Source organism: Sulfurisoma sediminicola (assembly GCF_003865015.1).
GTDB lineage: Bacteria > Pseudomonadota > Gammaproteobacteria > Burkholderiales > Rhodocyclaceae > Sulfurisoma > Sulfurisoma sediminicola.
Map to the genome: position 1 here is coordinate 521233 of NZ_BHVV01000001.1, position 19613 is coordinate 540845.

At 67.2% G+C, this 19613-nt stretch carries 24 protein-coding genes; 13 read left to right on the plus strand and 11 right to left on the minus strand.

What is annotated here, in order from left to right:
- Positions 1-57 precede the first annotated feature (57 nt).
- The 4 genes from EJE94_RS02450 to EJE94_RS02465 form a co-directional block, all read right to left on the minus strand.
- The gene (locus EJE94_RS02450; protein ID WP_124962384.1) at positions 58-411 is read right to left on the minus strand and encodes a DUF2946 family protein; all 354 of its coding nucleotides are present in this window, start codon (positions 409-411) and stop codon (positions 58-60) included.
- 79 nt (positions 412-490) lie between these two features.
- A complete protein-coding gene (gene ispE / locus EJE94_RS02455; protein WP_121239893.1) occupies positions 491-1363 on the minus strand; it encodes a 4-(cytidine 5'-diphospho)-2-C-methyl-D-erythritol kinase in 873 nt (290 codons plus the stop codon).
- A 326-nt stretch (positions 1364-1689) separates the two neighbouring features.
- Positions 1690-2187 carry an outer membrane lipoprotein LolB gene (locus EJE94_RS02460; protein WP_121239894.1) on the minus strand — a complete coding sequence of 166 codons (498 nt, stop codon included), beginning with the start codon at positions 2185-2187 and terminating at the stop codon, positions 1690-1692.
- A gap of 2 nt (positions 2188-2189) precedes the next feature.
- Positions 2190-3902: a tetratricopeptide repeat protein gene (locus EJE94_RS02465; RefSeq protein ID WP_121239895.1), complete on the minus strand. Its 1713-nt coding sequence runs from the start codon at positions 3900-3902 to the stop codon at positions 2190-2192.
- Positions 3903-3993: 91 nt separating this feature from the next.
- Between EJE94_RS02465 and mutM the strand changes: the two genes are divergently transcribed.
- On the plus strand, positions 3994-4806 hold the full coding sequence (gene mutM / locus EJE94_RS02470; protein ID WP_121239896.1) for a bifunctional DNA-formamidopyrimidine glycosylase/DNA-(apurinic or apyrimidinic site) lyase: 813 nt from the start codon (positions 3994-3996) through the stop codon (positions 4804-4806).
- A gap of 261 nt (positions 4807-5067) precedes the next feature.
- Here the strand turns inward: mutM and EJE94_RS02475 are convergent, their stop codons facing one another.
- Genes EJE94_RS02475 through EJE94_RS02495 form a run of 5 tightly spaced genes read right to left on the minus strand, consistent with a single transcriptional unit; the run spans position 5068 to position 9023 of the window.
- Positions 5068-5316 (minus strand): YfhL family 4Fe-4S dicluster ferredoxin, encoded by a 249-nt coding sequence (locus EJE94_RS02475; RefSeq protein ID WP_121239897.1) that lies wholly within the window; start codon positions 5314-5316, stop codon positions 5068-5070.
- A 13-nt stretch (positions 5317-5329) separates the two neighbouring features.
- Positions 5330-5824 (minus strand): pantetheine-phosphate adenylyltransferase, encoded by a 495-nt coding sequence (coaD, locus tag EJE94_RS02480; RefSeq protein ID WP_121239898.1) that lies wholly within the window; start codon positions 5822-5824, stop codon positions 5330-5332.
- Positions 5766-6353 (minus strand): 16S rRNA (guanine(966)-N(2))-methyltransferase RsmD, encoded by a 588-nt coding sequence (gene rsmD / locus EJE94_RS02485; RefSeq protein ID WP_124962386.1) that lies wholly within the window; start codon positions 6351-6353, stop codon positions 5766-5768. The genes coaD and rsmD overlap by 59 nt, the downstream gene beginning before the upstream one ends.
- Positions 6353-7639, minus strand: coding sequence for a M16 family metallopeptidase (locus EJE94_RS02490; RefSeq protein ID WP_121239900.1), 1287 nt, complete (start codon positions 7637-7639; stop codon positions 6353-6355). The genes rsmD and EJE94_RS02490 overlap by 1 nt, the downstream gene beginning before the upstream one ends.
- A gap of 13 nt (positions 7640-7652) precedes the next feature.
- On the minus strand, positions 7653-9023 hold the full coding sequence (locus EJE94_RS02495; RefSeq protein WP_121239901.1) for a M16 family metallopeptidase: 1371 nt from the start codon (positions 9021-9023) through the stop codon (positions 7653-7655).
- Between the two features lie 88 nt (positions 9024-9111).
- Here EJE94_RS02495 and ftsY point away from each other — a divergent pair, with 88 nt between their 5' ends.
- The 4 genes from ftsY (at position 9112) to rpoH (ending at position 12676) form a co-directional block, all read left to right on the plus strand.
- Positions 9112-10086, plus strand: coding sequence for a signal recognition particle-docking protein FtsY (gene ftsY / locus EJE94_RS02500; protein ID WP_121239902.1), 975 nt, complete (start codon positions 9112-9114; stop codon positions 10084-10086).
- Positions 10083-10730: a cell division ATP-binding protein FtsE gene (locus tag EJE94_RS02505; RefSeq protein WP_121239903.1), complete on the plus strand. Its 648-nt coding sequence runs from the start codon at positions 10083-10085 to the stop codon at positions 10728-10730. The genes ftsY and EJE94_RS02505 overlap by 4 nt, the downstream gene beginning before the upstream one ends.
- Positions 10727-11632, plus strand: coding sequence for a permease-like cell division protein FtsX (gene ftsX, locus EJE94_RS02510; RefSeq protein WP_121239904.1), 906 nt, complete (start codon positions 10727-10729; stop codon positions 11630-11632). Before EJE94_RS02505 ends, ftsX begins: the two co-directional genes overlap by 4 nt.
- A 156-nt stretch (positions 11633-11788) precedes the next feature.
- On the plus strand, positions 11789-12676 hold the full coding sequence (gene rpoH, locus EJE94_RS02515; RefSeq protein WP_121239905.1) for an RNA polymerase sigma factor RpoH: 888 nt from the start codon (positions 11789-11791) through the stop codon (positions 12674-12676).
- Positions 12677-12721: 45 nt separating this feature from the next.
- On the opposite strand, the gene EJE94_RS02520 is transcribed toward rpoH, so the two are convergent.
- The gene (locus EJE94_RS02520) at positions 12722-13351 is read right to left on the minus strand and encodes an SCO family protein (protein WP_121239906.1); all 630 of its coding nucleotides are present in this window, start codon (positions 13349-13351) and stop codon (positions 12722-12724) included.
- Between the two features lie 175 nt (positions 13352-13526).
- Here EJE94_RS02520 and EJE94_RS02525 point away from each other — a divergent pair, with 175 nt between their 5' ends.
- From EJE94_RS02525 to EJE94_RS02545, 6 genes are read left to right on the plus strand one after another with little or no spacing between them, the layout of a single operon-like run.
- Positions 13527-13781: a DUF2244 domain-containing protein gene (locus EJE94_RS02525; RefSeq protein ID WP_243642504.1), complete on the plus strand. Its 255-nt coding sequence runs from the start codon at positions 13527-13529 to the stop codon at positions 13779-13781.
- Positions 13778-14935 (plus strand): cytochrome c oxidase subunit II, encoded by a 1158-nt coding sequence (coxB, locus tag EJE94_RS02530; protein ID WP_121239908.1) that lies wholly within the window; start codon positions 13778-13780, stop codon positions 14933-14935. The genes EJE94_RS02525 and coxB overlap by 4 nt, the downstream gene beginning before the upstream one ends.
- A gap of 10 nt (positions 14936-14945) precedes the next feature.
- Positions 14946-16553, plus strand: coding sequence for a cytochrome c oxidase subunit I (ctaD, locus tag EJE94_RS02535; RefSeq protein ID WP_121239909.1), 1608 nt, complete (start codon positions 14946-14948; stop codon positions 16551-16553).
- Positions 16553-16678 (plus strand): hypothetical protein, encoded by a 126-nt coding sequence (locus EJE94_RS14905; RefSeq protein ID WP_275540512.1) that lies wholly within the window; start codon positions 16553-16555, stop codon positions 16676-16678. Before ctaD ends, EJE94_RS14905 begins: the two co-directional genes overlap by 1 nt.
- Entirely contained in the window at positions 16675-17298 is a 624-nt protein-coding gene (locus EJE94_RS02540) for a cytochrome c oxidase assembly protein (protein WP_121239910.1), read from the plus strand. Before EJE94_RS14905 ends, EJE94_RS02540 begins: the two co-directional genes overlap by 4 nt.
- Positions 17295-18167 (plus strand): cytochrome c oxidase subunit 3, encoded by an 873-nt coding sequence (locus EJE94_RS02545; RefSeq protein ID WP_370685652.1) that lies wholly within the window; start codon positions 17295-17297, stop codon positions 18165-18167. Before EJE94_RS02540 ends, EJE94_RS02545 begins: the two co-directional genes overlap by 4 nt.
- Here the strand turns inward: EJE94_RS02545 and EJE94_RS02550 are convergent.
- Complete coding sequence (locus EJE94_RS02550; protein WP_121239911.1) at positions 18155-18352, minus strand: twin transmembrane helix small protein; 198 nt, start codon at positions 18350-18352, stop codon at positions 18155-18157. The genes EJE94_RS02545 and EJE94_RS02550 overlap by 13 nt on opposite strands.
- Here EJE94_RS02550 and EJE94_RS02555 point away from each other — a divergent pair.
- Both EJE94_RS02555 and EJE94_RS02560 read left to right on the plus strand, forming a co-directional pair.
- Positions 18351-19145, plus strand: a complete 795-nt coding sequence (locus EJE94_RS02555) for an SURF1 family protein (protein ID WP_207855652.1) — start codon at positions 18351-18353, stop codon at positions 19143-19145. The two genes, EJE94_RS02550 and EJE94_RS02555, sit on opposite strands and share 2 nt — an antisense overlap.
- Positions 19142-19612: a redox-active disulfide-containing membrane protein gene (locus EJE94_RS02560; protein ID WP_121239912.1), complete on the plus strand. Its 471-nt coding sequence runs from the start codon at positions 19142-19144 to the stop codon at positions 19610-19612. The genes EJE94_RS02555 and EJE94_RS02560 overlap by 4 nt, the downstream gene beginning before the upstream one ends.
- Position 19613: the final 1 nt, after the last annotated feature.

Below are 19613 nucleotides of genomic sequence, written 5' to 3' on the forward strand. Positions count from 1 at the left end.
TCCAAAGCAAAATGGAAACGCTCCGCGCACGCGATGGCGCGGAGGGTTCAGGCAGCTTCAGAGCGGAAGGGGTGGGGCACGCGCCGCGTAGGGGCGCGTCGGGCAGATGGCGGGCGCGGAAAAAGTCGGCGCTGGCGCCACGCCGTACGCCGTCTCGATCACGGGGAGCGGCGGCAGCGCCGGCAGCGGTGCGGCATAGCTGTCGAGAACGACGCAGGTGGTGCAGACGTGGGAGAGGGTGAGTGCCGCGCCATGCTCGTCGTCGCCCTGACCGGCCACGACCTGAGTACCCGCGCCGCCGGCGAGATGGCCGGCCATGTGGGCGAGCGCCGCCTGCTGCCCGCCGAGCAGCAGCAGGGCAAGGACGAGGGTCAGCCAGCGGGGCAGGCGCAATGCATGCATGTCTGGCATTTTACACCCGCCCCTCCCGGCCGGCCCCCTTGCAGGGCGGTGACGGGAATTCGCCGCTGCGCGGCTCCGGAGGATCTTGTTAGGGCACGGCCAGCGGATGGACGTCCACGCCGCGTGCGACGAAGCCGCGCATGTCCGCGGGCAGGCTGGCATGGGCCGCGCGCGCCGCCGCCTCGTCGGGAAACTCGCCGAAACAGCAGGCGCCGGAGCCGCTCATGCGCGCGGGCACGCCCAGGGCGCGCAGCCAGTCGAGATGGCGCGCCACCTCGGGATAGAGGCGGCAGGCGACCGGCTCGAGGTCGTTGCCGCCGAAGCCGTCGCGCCATTGAGCCGGCGCGATGGCCGGCGTGTCGCGGCAAAGGTCGGGAGCGCGAAAGACCTCCACCGTCGGCACCACGACCGGCGGCATCAGCACCAGATACCATGCCGGTGCCGGCATCACGTCGGTGAAGCGCTCGCCGACGCCCTCGGCGAAGGTCGAGCGGCCGTGCAGAAACACCGGCACGTCGGCACCGAGCGCGAGGCCGATGCGCTGCAATTCGGCCGACGACAGTCCGCAGTCCCACAAGCGGTTGAGTGCGAGCAGCGTGGTGGCCGCATTCGAGCTGCCACCGCCCAGCCCGCCACCCAGCGGCAGCCGCTTTTCGAAGCGGATGGTGACGCCTCGCACCGCGCCGAGGCGGATGCCCCCGGCAGCACGCAGGGCGTGCGCGGCGCGTACCGTCAGGTCGCTCGCGGCCGGCACCCCTGGCAGGGGCGTGGCGAGGACGATGGCTTCGTCGGCGCGCGGCGCGAAACGCAGCGCGTCGCCGAAGTCGAGGAAGCGGAACACCGTCTGCAGCAGGTGATAGCCGTCGGCGCGGCGACCGACGACATGCAGGAACAGGTTGATCTTGGCCGGCGCCGGCCAGTCGCGGCCCCAGTCGCCCGCTGTGCGGCTCGGGTCGTTCATGGCGCCACCTCCGAACCAGCGGCACGCACACCACCGGCGCGGCGTCGGCGGCCGGCGCCAATCGCGGGCGGTCGCATCCCCGCTGCGCGGGGCCCCTGCTTCCTGCTCATGGCGCCACCTCCGAACCAGCGGCACGCACACCACCGGCGCGGCGTCGGCGGCCGGCGCCAATCGCGGGCGGTCGCATCCCCGCTGCGCGGGGCCCCTGCTTCCTGCTCATGGCGCCACCTCCGAACCAGCGACACGCAAACCACCGGCGCGGCGTCGGCGGCCGGCGCCAATCGCGGGCGGTCGCATCCCCGCTGCGCGGGGCCCCTGCTTCCTGCTCATGGCGCCCAGCTGTCGATGCGGAGAACCGCCTCGATGTCGTCGCGGCGCAGTTCGATCAAGGCCGGCCGGCCGTCGGCGACCTCGCGCACCTCGATGCGCCAGCCGTCGACATCGAAAGTCGGCGCCGGCGGCACGGCGACGACCCAGTGCGGCAGGTTGGAGAGCGGCAGCCGGGCGCCGAGGGCACGCTCGGCCAAACTTTCCCAGTCGGGCGCGGTGACGACCTTGCGATCCGCCGTCAGCAGCCTCGCACCCGTCGCGTCGCGCGTCAGTTCGGCGAGTCCCTGGCCAAGCGGGCCGCTGACGAAAATTTCGTCGCGCGCCGGCTCATGGCGCCAGCTGATGCCGACGTGATGGCGCATCTCCCCCTGGCGCAGGGACAGGCGCCCGCTGAGCGCGAAACTTTCGGCGGAAGCCGACACTGGTGCAGGCGGCGGCAGCGAGGCGCAGGCGGAGAGCAGCCCCAGACAGAACGGCAACAGGCAGCGGAGCACCGTCAAGGTTGAAAGCGCTTGATGGTGGCCGTCAGTTCGTCGTTGCCTGGGTGGAGCTTGGCAGCGTCCGCCCAGGTCTTCGCGGCCTCCTCGCGGCGACCCAGGGCCCACATGACTTCGCCGACGTGGGCCGCGATCTCGGGGTCGGGGCGGATGGCGAATGCGCGCTGCAAGGTAACGAGCGCCGCCGCCGTCTGGCCGCGGCGAAACTGCACCCAGCCCTTGGAATCGAGGATGAAGGGATCGTCGGGCGCCAGCGCCAGCGCCTGGTCGATCAGCTGCTGCGCCTCGTCGAGACGGACATTGCGCTCGGCGAGGGAGTAACCCAGCGCATTGAGGGCATGGGCATGATCGGGCTTTATCTGCAGCAGGCGCTTGAGCCGCGCCTCGAAGACGTCGATGCGGCCGAGGCGCTCGGCGACTAGGGCCGCCTCGTACAGAAGTTCCGGCTGATCGGGTTGCGCGGCCAGCCCCTGGTCGAGCACGGCCAGCGCATCGGCGGTGCGGCCGGCCTCGCGCAGCAGCTGCGCCTCGCCGATCAGCATCCGCACCGCATGTTCGCGGTGCTCCGTTCGCGCCGCCTGCAAGTGGTGCAATGCGTCGTCGAGGCGGTCCTGCTTGGCGAGCGCGTAGGCCTGGCGCAGGCGTGCCGCAACGAACTGCTCGCCCGGGCCGATCTGCTCGTACCACTTGATCGCCTCGTCCCAGCGCTTCTCGTCCTCGGCAAGTTGGCCAAGGTAAAGCCGCACGCTGTCGGCGTCGGCGAAATCGAGCTCGAGTAGGCGCCGGAAGTAGCGTTCGGCTTCGCGCAAATCCTGCTGCTGGTAGGACAGCACGCCCAGCGCGTAAAGGGTCTCGGTATCGTCGGGCGTGGCGGCGAGCAGCACGCCGAACTCGCGCCGCGCCTCGGGATAGCGTTTCTCCGCCACCAGCATCCGCGCCAATGCCATCCGCAGGTCGAGCGAGGCCGGATGCTGGCTGGCGAAGCGGTGCAGGGTCTCGATCGCCTCGGCGCGGGGCTGCAGCTGGCTCTTCAGCAGCGCGGCCTGCTCCCAGTCCGGGCGCAGCGCCACGGCGCGCTCGGCTTCGCCCAGCGCCCGCGTCGCGTCCTGGGCGCCATGGGCGGCGACGGCGCGGGCGAAGTGGGCCTCGGCGATACCGACATAGGGCGTCGTGACCTGTTCGACGATGCTCAAGACCTTGCGCTTGTCGGGCACCCGGGCCAGGGCGCGGTTGAGCTGCAGCAGGGCATTGGGCAGGTTGCCGCCCTCGGCCGCGAGCTGGCGAGCGATATGCTCGGCGAGGTCTTCGGGACGCGCGCCCGCCGCGAGCAGGCTGGTCACCATCTGCCGCGCCTGCGCGGATTCCGGATCGAGTTCCGCCCAGAGTCGCGCGGCATCGAGCGCGACTTCGTAGCGCCGGGCGAACAACGCGACCTGCGCCGCCCGCTGGGCGATGCGTGGATCACGCGTCGTGCGGGCGAGGTCGCGATAGGCATCGACCGCCAGGCCGATGTTGCCGCGGGAGCCGGCGATCTCGGCCAGCAGGAACTGATAGAGGATCTGCGGCGTCAGTTCCTGCGCCGGCAGCGTCGACACCGCGGGCGCAGGCGGTACCGGCACGGGAATCGCGACCGCCTCATCCTCCTGCTGCGCGACGGACGCGCCGGAGCCAAAGCAGGCGGCGAAGAGGAGCGGCAGCAGGCGGCGTTTCATGGCGGTCGGACTAAGGGGGCGGGGACTTCGATAAGATGCCGGATGTTAGCAGTTTCGCAAGTGCACCGCCCCCCGTCGCCCCCCCGCCGCCATGCCCGAGCTGCCCGAAGTCGAAGTCACCCGCATGGGCATCGCCCCTGCACTGGTCGGACGGACAGTCAGCGCCGTCAGCCTGCGTGCGCCGGCACTGCGCTATCCGCTGCCCGCTGCATTGGCCCGTCACCTCAAGGGAAAGACGCTCGCCGGCATCGCGCGACGCGGCAAGTATCTGCTGCTCGACTTCGGCACGGGGACCGTGCTGCTTCACCTCGGCATGTCCGGGACGCTGCGCCTGCTGCCACCACGGACACCGGCGGGCAAGCACGACCATGTCGACCTCGTCTTCGATGATTTGATGTTGCGGCTCAACGACCCGCGCCGCTTCGGCGCCCTGCTCTGGATCGAGGGCGACCCCAATGCCCATGCGCTGATCAAAGACCTCGGCATGGAGCCGCTCGCGCGCAGCTTCACGGCCAAGGCGCTGCATCGGCGCCTCACCGGCCGCAGCGCGGCAATCAAGCTGGCAATCATGGACGCTCACGTCGTCGTCGGCGTCGGCAACATCTACGCCTCCGAGGCCCTGTTCCGCGCCGGCATCGCCCCACGCACGCCGGCCGGAAAGGTATCGCTCGCAAGGCTGGAACGGCTGGTCACGGCGATCAAGGAGACCCTGCGCTCCGCGATTCGCGCCGGCGGCAGCACGCTGCGTGACTTCTTCGGCTGCGACGGCGATCCCGGCCACTTCCAGCTCGAGCACCGGGTCTACGGCCGCGAAGGCGAAGCATGCCGCCGATGCGGCACGAAGATCAGACAAATCAGGCAGGGACAGCGCTCGACCTACTACTGTCCGAAGTGCCAGCGCTGACCCTGAGGTCCAGGCATGGCCGCAGAGGCATCTCAAGACCATGCACTAACCGGAGCACGCGAAGCGTGCGACCCATCAGAGAAAACTACAGAGCGCCCCGTAGCAGTCGAGCGCAGCGCGCCGCAAGTCTCCCCCTCCGCGAGGGTTGAGGCGGGGTTTCGCAAGGCAGCGCCTTGCGCCGCCGAAACGGGCGAGCAGTGCAATGCGAGCCTTGGAGGGGGCTGGGGGAGGGAGGCGGATCCCCATTGAAGTTCTTGAAACTTACTTTCCAGTAAGTTTCAAGAACTTCGCCATCAACTGATCCTGCGACTCCACATGGCTCGGGTCGGCAGGGATGCAGTCGACCGGGCAGACCTCGCGGCACTGCGGCGTGTCGAAGTGGCCGACGCACTCGGTGCATTTGTCGGGATCGATGATGTAGATCTCGTCACCCTGCGAAATCGCGTTATTCGGGCACTCGGGCTCGCACACGTCACAGTTGATGCATTCGTCGGTGATTATCAGGGCCATTTCGGCTTCCCTTTCATGAAGAACGTTGTTGGAACTTTTGTGCCAGGCGCTCGGCGACGAGCGGGTGCACGAAGGTCGATACATTGCCGCCGAGCGATGCGATCTCGCGCACCATGGTGGCCGAAATGAACATGTACTGCTCGCCTGGCGTCAGAAACAGCGTTTCGACATCGGGGTGCAGGATACGGTTCATGCCAGCCATCTGGAATTCGTACTCGAAATCGGAGACGGCGCGCAGACCGCGCAGGATGACGCGCGCGTTGCGCTCGCGCAGGAAGTCGCGCAGCAGGCCGTCGAAGCCGACGACCTTGACGTTGGGCAGGTCCTCGAGCAGTTCGCTGGCGATCTCGACGCGTTCGGCCAAGTCGAACACCGGGCGCTTGCCGCGGCTCTCGGCGATGCCGACCACGACATGGGCGAAAAGCCGCGCCGCACGGCGCACGAGATCCTCATGCCCACGCGTGAAGGGATCGAAAGTGCCCGGATAAACGGCGATGCCGTTGTTCATTCCCGTTCCAACAGGTGAAAAAAACCTGCCCGGCCTGTCCCTGCTTGGCGACATGCCAGGCGCCCAACCGCTCCAGCCGGTGCTCAGCCTCGGCGTAGATGCGCGCCTTCGGCATGACCCAACCGTCCAGCAACGGTTTCACTTTATCTAGCCAGCCCTGATGATAGGGCGGGTCGAGGAATACGAGATCGTAACGCCGCGCCGGTGAAGGAAAGAATTTTACCGCATCGCAGCAGAGCAGCTCCACCCGGTCGCAGCGAAAGGGTTCGGCGTTGCGCCGCAGCTGCTCGAACACACCACGGCTCTTCTCGACCAATGTCACATGCGCCGCGCCACGCGAGGCCGCCTCGAGGCCGAGGATGCCGCTGCCGGCGAAAAGGTCGAGACAGTTCAGGCCGCTCAGATCCTGCCCCAGCCAGTTGAACAGCGTCTCGCGCACGCGGTCGGGCGTCGGCCGCAGGCCCTCCGCGTCCGCCACCTGGATCAGGCGGCTGCGCCACTCGCCGCCGGTGATGCGGACCTTGGCCATCAGTCGGCGGCGACGATCACCGTGACCAGGTGCTCCGGCTTCACATGGCGGGCGAAGGCAGCCTTGACCTGATCTACCGTCACGGCATCGATCTTCGCCGGAAAATCGTCGAGGTAGGTCAGCGGCAGGCCGTAGAAACCGATGCTCGAGAGGTAGCCGAGGATCTTGGCGTTACTGTCGATGCGCAGGGCGAGGCCGTCGACGAGGTTTTTCTTGGCGGCGGCCAGTTCCTTCGCGGTCGGGCCCTCGGCGAGGAATTTCGCCAGGACCTCCTCGACCACCTTGATCGCGTCAGTGGCCTGCTCGCGCTTGGTCTGCAGCCCGATCTCGAACGGACCCGCGAGCTTGCGCGGCGCGAAATAGGAATAGACGCTGTAGGCGTAGCCGCGCTTTTCACGCACTTCCTGCATCAGCCGCGAGACGAAGCCGCCGCCGCCGAGCACGTAGTTGCCGAGCAGCAGCGCGTAGTAGTCGGGATCGTTGCGGGAAATGGCCGGCGCACCGATGTGGATGTGCGATTGCGTTGCCGGGTGGGCGACCTTCATGGTGGCGCGAGCAGGCCAGGCGATCGGCGGAATCGTCGCGTCGGGCTTGCCCGGCGGCAACGCTTCCGTCAGGCGCTGGGCGATGGCCTCGGCCTCGGCGCGCGAGACGTCGCCGATGATGGACACCACCGCGCGCCTGGCCGCGTAATTGTCGCGGTGGAAGGCGACGAGATCGTCGCGGCCGATGCGTTCGACGCTCTCCACAGTCGCGCTCGCGCCATAGGCGTGGCCCGGATAGATCGCGGCGGCGAAGCGCTTGGCGGCGATGCTGTCGGGGCGGGTATCGGCCTCCCGGATGCCGGCGATGGTGCGCGCTTTCTCGCGCGTCAGGACGCTTTCCGGAAAAGTCGGCGCCGACAGCACGGTACGCAGCAGTTCGAGCGCGGCGTCGCGCTCGGTCTTCGACGACAGCGTGCGCAGCGACATGCCGGCGCGGTCGGCATCGGCCGAGCCGCTCATGCGCGCGCCGAGGTCCACGAGCTTCGCCGAAATATGTTCCTCGTCGAGATCGCCGGCGCCGGCGTCGAGCAGCGCGCGCGTGAGTCCCGCCACGCCGGTCTTGTCGGCCGGACCGAAGACAGTGCCGGCGGCGAAGTCCACCGACACGTCGAGGATGGGCAGGACATGGGTCTCGACGAAATAGACCTTCGCGCCCGACGGCGCGATCCAGTGCTCGATCCTGGGCGCGGCGTGGCCGACCGTGGCGAACAATGCGAGAACGACCAGCAGCATTTTCTTCATGACGTTCTCCGGTTCAATGACGCACGGCCACCGCGGGCTTGCGCGGCTTGGCCTGATCGAGCGGCAAGGGGTCGAGCACGGCGACCGTCAGGGCATCGTCGTTGAAATACTTCCTCGCCACGACCAGCACCTCCTCGGCGGTCACGCCGCGAATCTTCTCCAGCAGCTTGTCGATGTCCTGCCACTTGTGGCCGGCGGCCTCGATGCCGCCGATTTCCATGGCCTGCGCCATCATCGAGTCGCGCTTGTAGACCTGGCTGGCGATGGTCTGGGTCTTGACCCGCGCCAGTTCCTCGGGCGAGACGCCTTCGTCCTGAACGCGCTTCAGTTCGGCGCGCAGGGCGGCCTCGAGTTCGGCGACCGTCCTTCCCTCGGCGGGCTGGCCGTCGAGAATGAACATGGCCTCGCCGCGCAGCGTGCCATCGTAGCCTGCGCCGGCCGACTGGGCGATCTTCGAGCCGCGCACCAGGTTCTTCGAGAAGCGCGCCGCGTCGTGGCCGTCGAGCACCGTGGCCAGCACTTCGAGCGCATAGGGCTCGCGGTCGGCGTCGACGTCCTTGAGCTTGGGCACCTTCCACGCCATCGCCAGGTAAGGCAGCTTGGCTGGCGCCTTGACGGTGACGCGCTTGATGCCGGGCTGCTCGGGTTCGTTCTGCGGCTTGCGCTCCGGCAGGGCATGCGGCTTGATCCGGCCGTAGGTCTTCGCGGCAAGATCGAACACCGCCTGGTGATCGACATCGCCGACGACGACGACGTAAGCGTTGCTCGGCGTATACCAGGCGTGGTACCAGTCGCGCGCATCCGTGTAGCTCATGTGCTCGAGGTCGTCCATCCAGCCGATGATGGGGCGGCGATACGGGTGGGCCTTGAAGGCGGCGGCGTAGAGCGCCTCATGCACCAGCGACTGCGGGTTGTCCTCGGTGCGCATGCGCCGCTCTTCCATCACCACCTTGATCTCCTGCTCGAACTCCTTGGCGGTGAGCTGCAGGTTGGCCATGCGGTCGGCTTCGAGTTCCATCATGCGCGGCAGGGCGCGCTTCGGCACGATCTGGAAGTAGGCGGTGTAGTCGAGGCTGGTGAAAGCGTTGTCGCGGCCGCCGGCCTCGGCAACGATCTTGTTGAACTCGCCCGCAGCGTAATGCTTCGTGCCCTTGAACATCATGTGCTCGAGCACGTGGGCCACACCCGAGGTGCCGTCCTTCTCGTCCATCGCGCCGGCGCGATACCAGACCATGTGCACGGCGGTAGGGGCGCGGCGGTCTTCCTTGACGATGACGCGCAGACCGTTGGCGAGTTTCGTCTCGAAGGGATTGGCAAAGGTCGGCGTTGGCGACACGGCGATGCACGTCGCGAGCAGCGCAAGCAATGGGACAGGCTTCGTCATGGCGGGATAAGGGCCTCTGTTAGAATGATTTTTTGCTATTTTTCGCGTCGCGCATCATAGCGCGGCCCACGTCTGACACCCACTCCCCATGTTTGGTTTCCTCAAGAAGAACGAGGCGTCCGCCGCACCGGACGAGAAGAAGTCCTCGTGGGCCGAGCGCCTCAAGGCCGGTCTGGCCAAGACCCGCGCCGCCCTCAACACCCCGCTGGGCGAGCTGTTCTCCCGCGCCCGCATCGACGACGAACTGCTCGAGGACCTCGAATCCACGCTTTTGCAGGCGGACTGCGGCGTCGAGGCGACGCATTGGCTGCTCGACGAGCTCAAGGCCCGGGTCAAGCGCGAGAAGATCGAAGCGCCGGCCCTGCTGCAGCAGGCGCTGACCGAGCTGCTCGAGCAATTGCTCGCCCCGCTCGAGCAGCCGATAGACTTTGCCAGCCACCGGCCCTTCATTGTCATGGTCGCCGGCATCAACGGCTCGGGGAAGACGACCTCGATCGGCAAGCTCGCCCACCATTTCCAGGCCCAGGGCAGGAGCGTGCTGCTCGCGGCCGGCGATACCTTCCGCGCCGCCGCGCGCGAGCAGCTGATGACCTGGGGCGAACGCAACAACGTGACGGTGATCGCCCAGGAATCCGGCGACCCCGCCGCCGTCGTTTTCGACGCCATCAACGCCGCGCGCGCCCGCAACATCGACGTGGTGCTGGCCGACACCGCCGGCCGGCTGCCGACGCAACTGCACCTGATGGAGGAGATCGCCAAGGTGCGCCGCGTGGTGCAGAAGGCGGAGCCGAGCGGCCCGCACGAGGTGCTGCTGGTGCTCGACGCCAACATCGGCCAGAACGCGATCGCCCAGGTCAAGGCCTTCGACAAGGCCATCGGCGTCACCGGTCTCGTCGTCACCAAACTCGACGGCACCGCCAAGGGCGGCGTGCTCGCCGCGATCGCCCGGCAATGCCCGAAGCCCGTGCGCTACATCGGCGTCGGCGAGGGCATCGAGGACCTGCAGCCCTTCCGCGTCGACGAATTCGTCAGCGCGCTGTTCGAGACCCCGGCCAGGCAGTGATTCGATTCGACAGAGTCTCGAAGCGCTATCCCCCGGGCATCGACGCCCTCGTCGACCTCAGCTTCGAAGCCGCCGCCGGCGAGCTGCTGATCGTCAGCGGCCACTCCGGCGCCGGCAAGAGCACCCTTCTCAAGTTGATCGCGGCCATCGAGCGCCCCACCGGCGGAGCGGTGCTGGTCAACGGCCAGAACGTCGGTTCGCTCGCTCGCGGTGCCATTCCCTACCTGCGGCGCAACATCGGCCTCGTGTTCCAGGACCAGAAGCTGCTGTTCGACCGCAACGCCTTCGCCAACGTCCTCCTGCCGCTGGCGATCGCCGGCTTTGCGCCGAAGGAGGCGGCGCGGCGCGTGCGTGCGGCGCTGGACAAGGTGGGCCTGCTCGACCGCGAAAAGGCCATGCCGATCGCCCTGTCCGGGGGCGAGCAGCAGCGGCTGGCCATCGCGCGCGCCGTCGTCGGACGGCCGGGCCTGCTGCTCGCCGACGAGCCGACGGCGCATCTCGACCCGGACACCGCACATGACGTCGCGGCCATATTCCGCGAGTTCCACCAGGTCGGCGTGACCGTGGTCATCGCGACCTACGATGCCACGCTTTTCCCCGAGGCGCGGCCGATCCGACTCGATCATGGACGTCTAACTCAATGATCGGCTGGCTCAGGCAGCATCGCGATGCGGCCGCGCTCGCCGTGCGGCGGCTGGCGGCGGCGCCGGTGAACACCCTGCTCTCGCTACTGGCAATCGGCGTGGCCCTCGCGCTGCCGGCGGGCGGGCAGATGTTGTTCGCCAACGCCCAGTCGGCATTGCGCGGCCTGACGACGACGCCGCAGATCTCCCTGTTTCTGAGCGTCGACGCCGAACGCAAGGCAGCGCAGGAGGTCGAGGTGCGGTTGCGCAGGATGGACGGCGTCGCCGCTGCGAGACTCGTGACGCGCGAGGAGACGCTGAGCCGTATGAAGGCCGGCCAGGGACTGGGCGAAGTGCTCGACGCCCTGCCGAAGAATCCGTTCCCCGACGCCTTGGTGATCACGCCGCGCGACGAGCGGCCGGAGGCGATGGAGCGGCTGGCGGCCGAACTGCGCAAGCTGCCGCGGGTCGAGCATGTGCAACTCGACTCGGCCTGGGTGCAGCGACTCGACGCCCTGCTGCGGCTCGGCCGCACCGCCGTCGTCCTGCTGGCCTCGCTGCTCGGCGTCGGCCTGATGGCGATCACCTTCAATGCCATCCGCCTGCAGGTGCTGACGAGCCGCGCCGAAATCGAGGTCAGCCGTCTGCTCGGCGCCACCGATGCGTTCATCCGTCGCCCCTATTACTGGTTCGGCACGCTGCAGGGCCTGCTGGGCGGCGCGATCGCCTGGGCGATCGTCGCCGGCGCCACCGCCTGGCTGAAAGCCCCGATCGGCGAACTGGCCGGTCTCTATCGCCTCGACTTCGCGCTGGCCCCACTGGCGACGCCCGAGGCCGGCCTGCTGCTGGGACTGGCGGCGGCGCTGGGATGGACCGGTGCGGCACTGTCGCTGCAAGGCACCCTGGGGCGCGACGGCGCCTGAACCCGGTCGATCGCCCCTTGGCAAGCCAAGGCGATTCCGCGCCCGAGCAAGAACTTGACAAAAACACTCAGGAACTTTTAGACTGTTAGCACTCTAACCGCTGGAGTGCCAAAAAACGCTCCAGCGATGCTAAGATTCAATCAAGGAGGACGCACCATGAGCCTTGCCCTGAGTACGAAGAACGCTTTCCCCGTGAGCTTCCCGCTGCCGTCCGCTGCCGGAAGCATTGAAGCCTATGTCCAGGCGGCGAACCGCATGCCGATGCTGAGCGAGGCGGAGGAGGTGAGCTTGGCCCGCCGTTTCCGCGACGAGGAGGATTTGGAGGCCGCGCGCAGGCTGATTCTTTCGCACATGCGTCTGGTGATCGCGATCGCGCGTGGCTATCTTGGCTATGGCCTGCCGCACGCCGACCTGATTCAGGAGGGCAATATCGGCCTGATGAAAGCGGTCAAGCGCTTCGACCCGGAGCGGGGCGTGCGTTTGGTTTCGTTCGCAATGCACTGGATCAAGGCCGAGATTCACGAATACATCCTCAAGAACTGGCGTCTGGTGAAGATCGCGACGACCAAGGCGCAGCGCAAGCTGTTCTTCAACCTGCGCAGCATGAAGGCCAGCTTCTCCACGCTCGGCCCCGAGCAGGTCAAGGAAGTCGCCCGCACCCTCGGCGTCAAGCCCGAGGAAGTGGTCGAGATGGAAACCCGCATGAGCGGCGGCGATATCGCCCTGGAGCCGACCGGCGAGGACGAGGAAGAGCGCTACGCGCCGATCGCCTATCTGGCGGCGTCCGAAACTGTCGAGCCCTCGATGCAGCTGGAGCGCAAGGAATACGACCGCCTGCAGGACGAAGGCATCAAGGGCGCTCTCGCCACGCTCGACGATCGCAGCCGTACCATCATCCAGCGCCGCTGGCTGGTCGAGGATGGCGAGGAAACCGCGACCCTGCATGAACTGGCGGCCGAATATGGCGTGTCGGCCGAGCGCATCCGCCAGATCGAAGCCAAGGCGATGCAGAAGATGAAGGGCGCGCTGGCCGCCGCAATGTAGGCGCCCGCTTACGCCGTGACTTGGGGCTGCTGCGGCAGCCCCTTCTTATTTGCCGGCCAGCAACAGCTTCAGGTCGGCCGCGATGTCCGCGGCCGGCGCACCGTGACGGACGTAGAGCCGCAGGCGCCCGTGCGGATCGAAGACGTAACTTCCCGCGGTATGGTCGAGAGTGTAACCGCCGGACGTCCCGGCCGCCTGTTTCGTATAGAACACCTTGAACTCCTTTGCCGCGGCCTCGGTCGCTGCCCGATCGCCTCGCAGGCCGAGGAAGCCCGGATTGAATTGGGCCATGTATTCGGCGATCAGCGCCGGCGTGTCCCGCTCGGGATCGAGGGTCACGAACACCACCTGCAGCTTCGCGCCGTCGCTGCCGAGAATTTTCACCACTTCTGCCATGGACGACAGTGTCGTCGGGCAGACGTCCGGGCACTGGGTGTAACCGAAGAACAGCACCACGGCCTTGCCGCGAAAATCCGCCAGCCGGCGCAACTGCCCCTTGGCGTCGGGCAGGGCGAAGTCACGGCCCCACTCGGTCGTACCGCTGATGTCGGTGGCACGGAAGGCCGGCCCACCGCCGCCGCAACCCGTCACGGCAAGCGCGGCCAGTACGAACAGCAGGCGCCCGGCAAGGGCAAAACCCCTTGCGCTGGAGTAGTTACTTCTGGTTGCAATCATTTGGACCTAAAGTTACACTGCCCCGAAAGTTTGATCCAGATCAAATGACGCCCCCTTTTCCTGGGGGCGTTTCGATTCTAAACGAGGGGAGATTCAGTCGATGGCTTGGGTGATCGAAGGCCGCCGGTCCGTTCCGGGCCGGCCGCTCCCCTCCTCCCGTACCCCCGCATCCCCCTTGTTCTTTGCCATTCTGGCCATTGCGGCGGTCTCGCTGTTCATCGCCGTCGCCTTTGCCCTGGCCGGTGCCTGGCTGGTACTGCCTTTCGCCGGCCTCGAACTCGCCGGCCTCGGCTGGGCCATCCATCGCCATGCCCGGTCTCCGGCCGGCGTGGCGCCGGCACCGGCTTTCCTCTGCCCGCAACGCGCGGCGGCGAGCCGGGTCTGCCCCCTTTCCATTGCCCCGTTCAACCAGAGGAGGAAGTTGTCTTGAAGACTCTTGTCCGACTGGCGCAGCTGCTTGCCGCGCTGTCACCGCTACCGGCGCTCGCCGACTACAAGTGGAACTTCCCCGAGCCGGTGACGCCGATCGCCCGCGACACGCTGCACATCCACAACGAGTTCATGCTGATCATCACCGCGCTCTTCTTGGTGGTGTTCGCGATCATGATCTATTCGATGGTCAAGCACCGCAAGAGCCTTGGCCACCAACCCGCCAAGTTCACCGGCCCGACCGGCAGGATCCAGTGGTTCTGGGCGTTCGTGCCCTTCGCCATTCTGCTGTTCATCGACTTCGTGCTGATGGGCATCCCGGCGGTGCACGCCATCATCGACATGGAAGACACCAAGAACAAGGCCGACATGGTGCTCAAGGTCACCGGCATGCAGTGGAAGTGGCAGTACGAATACCCCGAGGCCGGCGTCAAGTTCATCTCCACCCTGTCCACGCCGCGCGAGCAGATCGAGAACAAGGCCGCCAAGGGCGAGCACTACCTGCTCGAGGTCGACAACCCGGTGGTGCTGCCGGTCGGCAAGAAGGTGCGCGTGCTGCTGACCTCGACCGACGTCATCCACACTTGGTGGGTGCCGCAGTTCGGCGTCAAGCGCGACGCCATTCCCGGCTTCCTGCGCGAGACCTGGGTCAAGATCGAGAAGCCCGGAATCTACCGCGGCCAGTGCGCCGAGCTCTGCGGCAAGGACCACGGCTACATGCCGGTGGAGGTGCATGCCGTGCCCGAGCCCGAGTACCTCGCCTGGCTCGACAAGAAGAAATCCGAGCAGGCCGCCGCCGCGGGCGGCGCCGACCGCGCCTGGAGCAAGGACGAGCTGCTGGCCAAGGGCAAGGAAGTCTACGAGAAGCAGTGCGCGGTCTGCCACCAGCCCGAAGGGCAGGGCCTGCCGCCGGCCTTCCCGGCGCTCAAGGGCAGCAAGATCGTCAATGGCCCGCTGCTCTCGCCCGCCGGCAAGATCATCGCCGACAGCCATGTCGACCGCGTGATGAACGGCAAGGCCGGCACCGCGATGCAGGCATTCAAGAACACGCTGTCCGACGTCGAGCTCGCCTCGGTCATCACCTTCGAGCGCAATGCGCTCGGCAACAGCAAGGGCGACATGATCCAGCCCGCCCAGATCAAGTCTTTGCGCTAAGGAGCCATCCATGAGTGTCGCAACCACCACCGTCCCCGGCCACGCCGGAGAGCATCACGGCGAGCACCATCCCGCCGGCATCCTGCGCTGGCTGACCACGACGAACCACAAGGACATCGGCACGATGTACCTGACGTTCGCGCTGACCATGTTCTTCGTCGGCGGCGCCATGATCCTCGCCGTGCGCGCCGAGCTGTGGCAGCCCGGCCTGCAGCTGATGAAGCCGGAATTCTTCAACCAGCTGATCGGCATCCACGCGCTGGTGATGATCTTCGCCGCACTGATGCCGGCCGCCACCGGTTTCGCCAACTGGCAGATCCCGCTGATGATCGGCGCCCCCGACATGGCCCTGCCGCGCGTCAACAACTGGGGCTTCTGGCTGCTGCCGCCGGCGGCGATCCTGCTGACCCTGCCCTTCACGCTGGCGCTGTTCGGCATCGGCGACGGCGCCCTGGCCACGGGCTGGACCTTCTACGCCCCGCTGTCGGTGCAGGGCGGCCTCGGCGTCGATTTCGCCATCTTCGCCGTGCATATCCTCGGCGTGTCGTCCATCCTCGGCTCGATCAACATCATCGTCACCATCTTCAACATGCGCGCGCCCGGCATGACCATGATGAAGCTGCCGCTGTTCGCCTGGGGCTGGCTGATCACCGCCTTCCTGCTGATCGCCACCATCCCAGTGCTGGCCGGCGCGGTGACCATGCTGCTGACCGACCGCCACTTCGGCACCCACTTCTTCGACGCGGCCGGCGGCGGCGACCCGATCCTGTTCCAGCACCTGTTCTGGTTCTTCGGCCACCCCGAGGTCTACATCCTGCTGCTGCCGGTGTGGGGCCTGATGCCGCACGTGCTGGCGACCTTCTCGCGCAAGCCGATCTACGGCTACAAGGCGCAGGTGTATGGCTTCATCGGCATCGGCGTGCTGTCGGTGATCGTCTGGGCCCACCACTTCTTCACCGTGGGCATGCCGGTGCCGGCGCTGATCTACTTCATGTTCAGTACCATGGCGATCTCGCTGCCGCTGGCGGTGCTGTTCTTCTGCTGGATCGCCACCATGTGGAAGGGCGCCATGAGCTTCGAGACGCCGATGCTGTTCGCCACCGGCTTCATCGTGCTCTTCGGCATCGCCGGCCTCACCGGCCTGGTGCTGGCCGACGTCGCGGCCGACGCGCAGTACCACCACAGCTACTTCGTCGTCGCCCATTTCCACTACGCGCTGTTCGCCGGCGGCATCATGGGCGTGATGACCGGCGTCTATTACTGGCTGCCGAAATGGACCGGCCACATGTACGACGAGAAGCTGGGCAAGTGGCACTTCTGGCTCACCGTCGTCTCCTTCAACCTGACCTTCATCCCGCAGTTCTTCCTCGGACTGGCCGGCATGCCGCGGCGCATCCCGGACTACGCGCTGCAATTCACCGAGTTCAACATGATCTCGACCGTGGCCGCCTTCATCCTCGGCCTGTCGCAGCTGCTCTTCGCCTACAACATCTGGAAGTGCGTCAAGGGTGGTCCGAAGGCGTCCGACAAGGTGTGGGAAGGCGCCGAAGGGTTGGAATGGCAACTGCCCTCGCCGCCGCCCTACCACTCGTGGGAAACCCAGCCGGTGGTGAAGTGATGAACGCGAACTTCACTGAAGCTGAACTCGCCCAGCGTCGTACGGCCTCGCGCAGGATGGCATGGCTGATCGGCGCGGTGGTGCTGGCCATCTACATCATCGGCTTTTTCTTCAAGCGCGGATGACCTCCTCTCATGCCCCGCTGGTGAAGCGCCTGCTGCTGCTCGTGGCCGGCGCCTTCGCCTTCGCCTTCGCGCTGGTGCCGCTCTACAACGTGCTGTGCGAGGCGACCGGATTCAACGGCAAGACGGCGGGGCAGGGTACGGCGAAGAGCGGCGTCATCCGCGACGGCTTCGGCATCGGCGGGCTGACCGTCGGCGCGGCAGTGGCGACGCCGGCACCGTCGCAGATCGACCGCAGCCGCACCGTGGCGGTCGAGTTCACCGGCACCGTGATGCCCGGCCTGCCTTGGGAGATGCGTCCGCTCACCGTCAGCCTCGACACCCATCCGGGCGAGATGCAGCAGGTGCGTTACCTGGTGCGCAACACCTCGAGCCGCCCCGTCACGGCCCAGGCCATCCCCAGCGTGACCCCGGGCCAGGCCGCGCAGCACTTCGACAAGATCGAATGCTTCTGTTTCAGCCAGCAGTCGCTGGCACCCGGCGAGTCCAAGGAAATGCCGCTGACCTTCATCGTCAAGCCGGACATCGACAAGGACATCCGCCACATCACCCTTTCCTACGCATTCTTCAGCATCGACGGCCAGCGCGAGGCGCTGACCGCAAAACCGGAGGCCAAGCAATGACCGAATCCATGGCGGCGCAGCCGCACAGCCACCACTATCATGTGCCGCAGCCGAGCCTGTACCCCTTCATCCTGTCGGGCGGGATGTTCACCCTGGCGCTGGGCTTCATCCTCAAGATGAACGGCTTCGCACCCGGCCCCTGGGTCATGCTCGGCGGCGTCGGCATCATCCTCTACGTGCTGTTCGGCTGGTTCGGCAAGGTGATCGGCGAATCGCAGGCCGGCGCCTACCGCGACTGGGAAGACAAGTCCTTCCGCTACGGCATGGTCTGGTTCATCGCATCGGAGGTCGCCTTCTTCGCCGCCTTCTTCGGCGCGCTGTTCTACGTGCGCACCATCTCGGTGCCCGAACTCGGCAACATGGTGTCCGCCCACGGCACCACCCTGTGGCCCGACTTCACCGGCGCCTGGCCCTCGGCCGGTCCGAAAGGCGCGCAGTTCACGCCCATGGGTGCCTGGGGCATCCCCGCGCTCAACACCGCGCTACTTCTGTCATCCGGTGTGACGGTGACCTGGGCGCACTGGGCGCTATTGAAGAACAAGCGGACGCAGCTCAACCTCGGGCTGGCGGCGACCGTGCTCCTGGGTGCGACGTTCCTCGGCTTCCAGGCCTACGAGTACTACCACGCCTACCATGAGCTGGGCCTGACGCTGGGCGCCGGCGCCTACGGCGCGACCTTCTACATGCTGACCGGTTTCCACGGCTTCCACGTGACGCTCGGCGCCATCATGCTGACGGTGATCCTCGGCCGCACGCTCAAGGGCCACTTCACGCCCGAGCGCCATTTCGCCTTCGAGGGCGTGGCCTGGTACTGGCACTTCGTCGACGTGGTGTGGCTGCTGCTGTTCGTGCTGGTCTACTGGCTGTAACCGGGAATCAATCCCGTGCGAAAGCCGACCAGCAGCAGGATGAACAGCGTAGCCGAGAGGCCGATGCGCAGCGTCAGCGCGCGCACGGTGCGCTCGCCCGCGCCGCGGTCCTGGTAGAGAAAGAACAGGCCCGAGAACAGGCTGCCGACGATGGCGAGCAACATCAACACGGCGAAAATCTTCATGGCGGAACCTCCTGAACAGGCGCCCGTCGAGTATGCGCGCGACGCGGTGCCGGCGGCAAGCGCCTCGCGCAGGGGCATCCTCGTCTGGGGCGGGCTGCTGGTCGTCGCGCTGGTCACCGGCTTTGTCTCGCTCGGCCTGTGGCAGTGGAACAAATACGCAGTCAAGACTGAACGGCAATCCGAACTCGACCAGCGCAGCCATGACGCCCTGATCGCCATGCCGCACCGTACCACCAACGCCCCGCAGGAAGTCCCCTTGGGGGACGCCGACTTTTTGCGCTACCGCCATGTCGAGCTGACCGGTGAATTCGAACCCGCGCGGCAGATCCTCATCGACAACCGAGTCGACCCGACGACCGAGCGCGCCGGCTACCACGTGGTGACGCCGCTGCACCTGGCCGGCAGCGACATGCGCGTGCTGGTCAACCGCGGCTGGGTGCCGGCTGCGGCCGACCATCGCGTGCTGCCCGAGATCGCCACGCCCGTCGGGCCGGTAACGCTGACCGGCATCGCCGTGGTGCCGCCGGCCAGATTCTTCACCCTCGCTCAGCCCGCCGCCGGCTGGCAGCCGGTCTGGCAGAACCTCGATCTTGCCCGCTACGCCGCCGCCGCGCCATGGCCGCTGCAGCCCGTGGTCGTCGAACTCGACCCGACCGCGCCGCATGGCTACGCCCGGGCATGGCCGCGTCCCGACGAGCGCGCCGACAAGCACCTTTCCTATGCCCTGCAATGGTTCGGCTTCGCCGCAAGCAGCATAGGCATCTGGCTTTTCTTCCTCCTGCGCCGCCCATGAATGCCGCCACCCTGAATATGCCCCGCATCGCCCTGTCCAGCGCGCAGCGCACGCTGCTGCTGCTCCTCGCCCTCTCGCTGCTGCCCATCGCCATCGGCGCGGGCCTCTACTTCTTCGGCTGGCAACCGGGCAAGACCGCCAATCACGGCACGCTGATCACCCCGCCCGTGGCCGTCGGGCTGGATGGCGTGAAGGGCAAATGGTCGCTGCTGCTGGTCGGCGATTCGGGCAATGCCGATCGCCTCGACGAGCTGCGCCGCGTGCGCGTGGTGCTGGCCAAGGAATGGCAGCGCACCCAGCACCTCGCCCTCGACGCGCGGCCCGCCGCATTGGCCGACCTGCCCGCGGGCACGGTCGTCATCGTCGATCCCAACGGCCTGGCGATGATGCGCTATCCGCCCGGCGCCGATGCCCAAGGCATCCGCGCCGATCTCGAACGGCTTCTCAAATACTCCTGGATAGGCTGAT

What these genes read in the sequence shown, in the direction of transcription:
- rpoH (WP_121239905.1), top strand. Translation starts at nt 11,789, where the DNA reads ATGAGCCTTGCCCTGAGTACGAAGAACGCTTTCCCCGTGAGCTTCCCG.
- coaD (WP_121239898.1), bottom strand. Translation starts at nt 5,824, where the DNA reads ATGAACAACGGCATCGCCGTTTATCCGGGCACTTTCGATCCCTTCACG.
- ftsY (WP_121239902.1), top strand. Translation starts at nt 9,112, where the DNA reads ATGTTTGGTTTCCTCAAGAAGAACGAGGCGTCCGCCGCACCGGACGAG.
- EJE94_RS02560 (WP_121239912.1), top strand. Translation starts at nt 19,142, where the DNA reads ATGAATGCCGCCACCCTGAATATGCCCCGCATCGCCCTGTCCAGCGCG.
- rsmD (WP_124962386.1), bottom strand. Translation starts at nt 6,353, where the DNA reads ATGGCCAAGGTCCGCATCACCGGCGGCGAGTGGCGCAGCCGCCTGATC.
- EJE94_RS02550 (WP_121239911.1), bottom strand. Translation starts at nt 18,352, where the DNA reads ATGAAGATTTTCGCCGTGTTGATGTTGCTCGCCATCGTCGGCAGCCTG.
- EJE94_RS02540 (WP_121239910.1), top strand. Translation starts at nt 16,675, where the DNA reads ATGACCTCCTCTCATGCCCCGCTGGTGAAGCGCCTGCTGCTGCTCGTG.
- EJE94_RS02520 (WP_121239906.1), bottom strand. Translation starts at nt 13,351, where the DNA reads ATGATTGCAACCAGAAGTAACTACTCCAGCGCAAGGGGTTTTGCCCTT.
- EJE94_RS02465 (WP_121239895.1), bottom strand. Translation starts at nt 3,902, where the DNA reads ATGAAACGCCGCCTGCTGCCGCTCCTCTTCGCCGCCTGCTTTGGCTCC.
- EJE94_RS02475 (WP_121239897.1), bottom strand. Translation starts at nt 5,316, where the DNA reads ATGGCCCTGATAATCACCGACGAATGCATCAACTGTGACGTGTGCGAG.
- EJE94_RS02555 (WP_207855652.1), top strand. Translation starts at nt 18,351, where the DNA reads ATGGCGGAACCTCCTGAACAGGCGCCCGTCGAGTATGCGCGCGACGCG.
- EJE94_RS02545 (WP_370685652.1), top strand. Translation starts at nt 17,295, where the DNA reads ATGACCGAATCCATGGCGGCGCAGCCGCACAGCCACCACTATCATGTG.
- ispE (WP_121239893.1), bottom strand. Translation starts at nt 1,363, where the DNA reads ATGAACGACCCGAGCCGCACAGCGGGCGACTGGGGCCGCGACTGGCCG.
- EJE94_RS02495 (WP_121239901.1), bottom strand. Translation starts at nt 9,023, where the DNA reads ATGACGAAGCCTGTCCCATTGCTTGCGCTGCTCGCGACGTGCATCGCC.
- EJE94_RS02490 (WP_121239900.1), bottom strand. Translation starts at nt 7,639, where the DNA reads ATGAAGAAAATGCTGCTGGTCGTTCTCGCATTGTTCGCCACGGTCGGC.
- EJE94_RS02450 (WP_124962384.1), bottom strand. Translation starts at nt 411, where the DNA reads ATGCCAGACATGCATGCATTGCGCCTGCCCCGCTGGCTGACCCTCGTC.
- ftsX (WP_121239904.1), top strand. Translation starts at nt 10,727, where the DNA reads ATGATCGGCTGGCTCAGGCAGCATCGCGATGCGGCCGCGCTCGCCGTG.
- ctaD (WP_121239909.1), top strand. Translation starts at nt 14,946, where the DNA reads ATGAGTGTCGCAACCACCACCGTCCCCGGCCACGCCGGAGAGCATCAC.
- mutM (WP_121239896.1), top strand. Translation starts at nt 3,994, where the DNA reads ATGCCCGAGCTGCCCGAAGTCGAAGTCACCCGCATGGGCATCGCCCCT.
- EJE94_RS14905 (WP_275540512.1), top strand. Translation starts at nt 16,553, where the DNA reads ATGAACGCGAACTTCACTGAAGCTGAACTCGCCCAGCGTCGTACGGCC.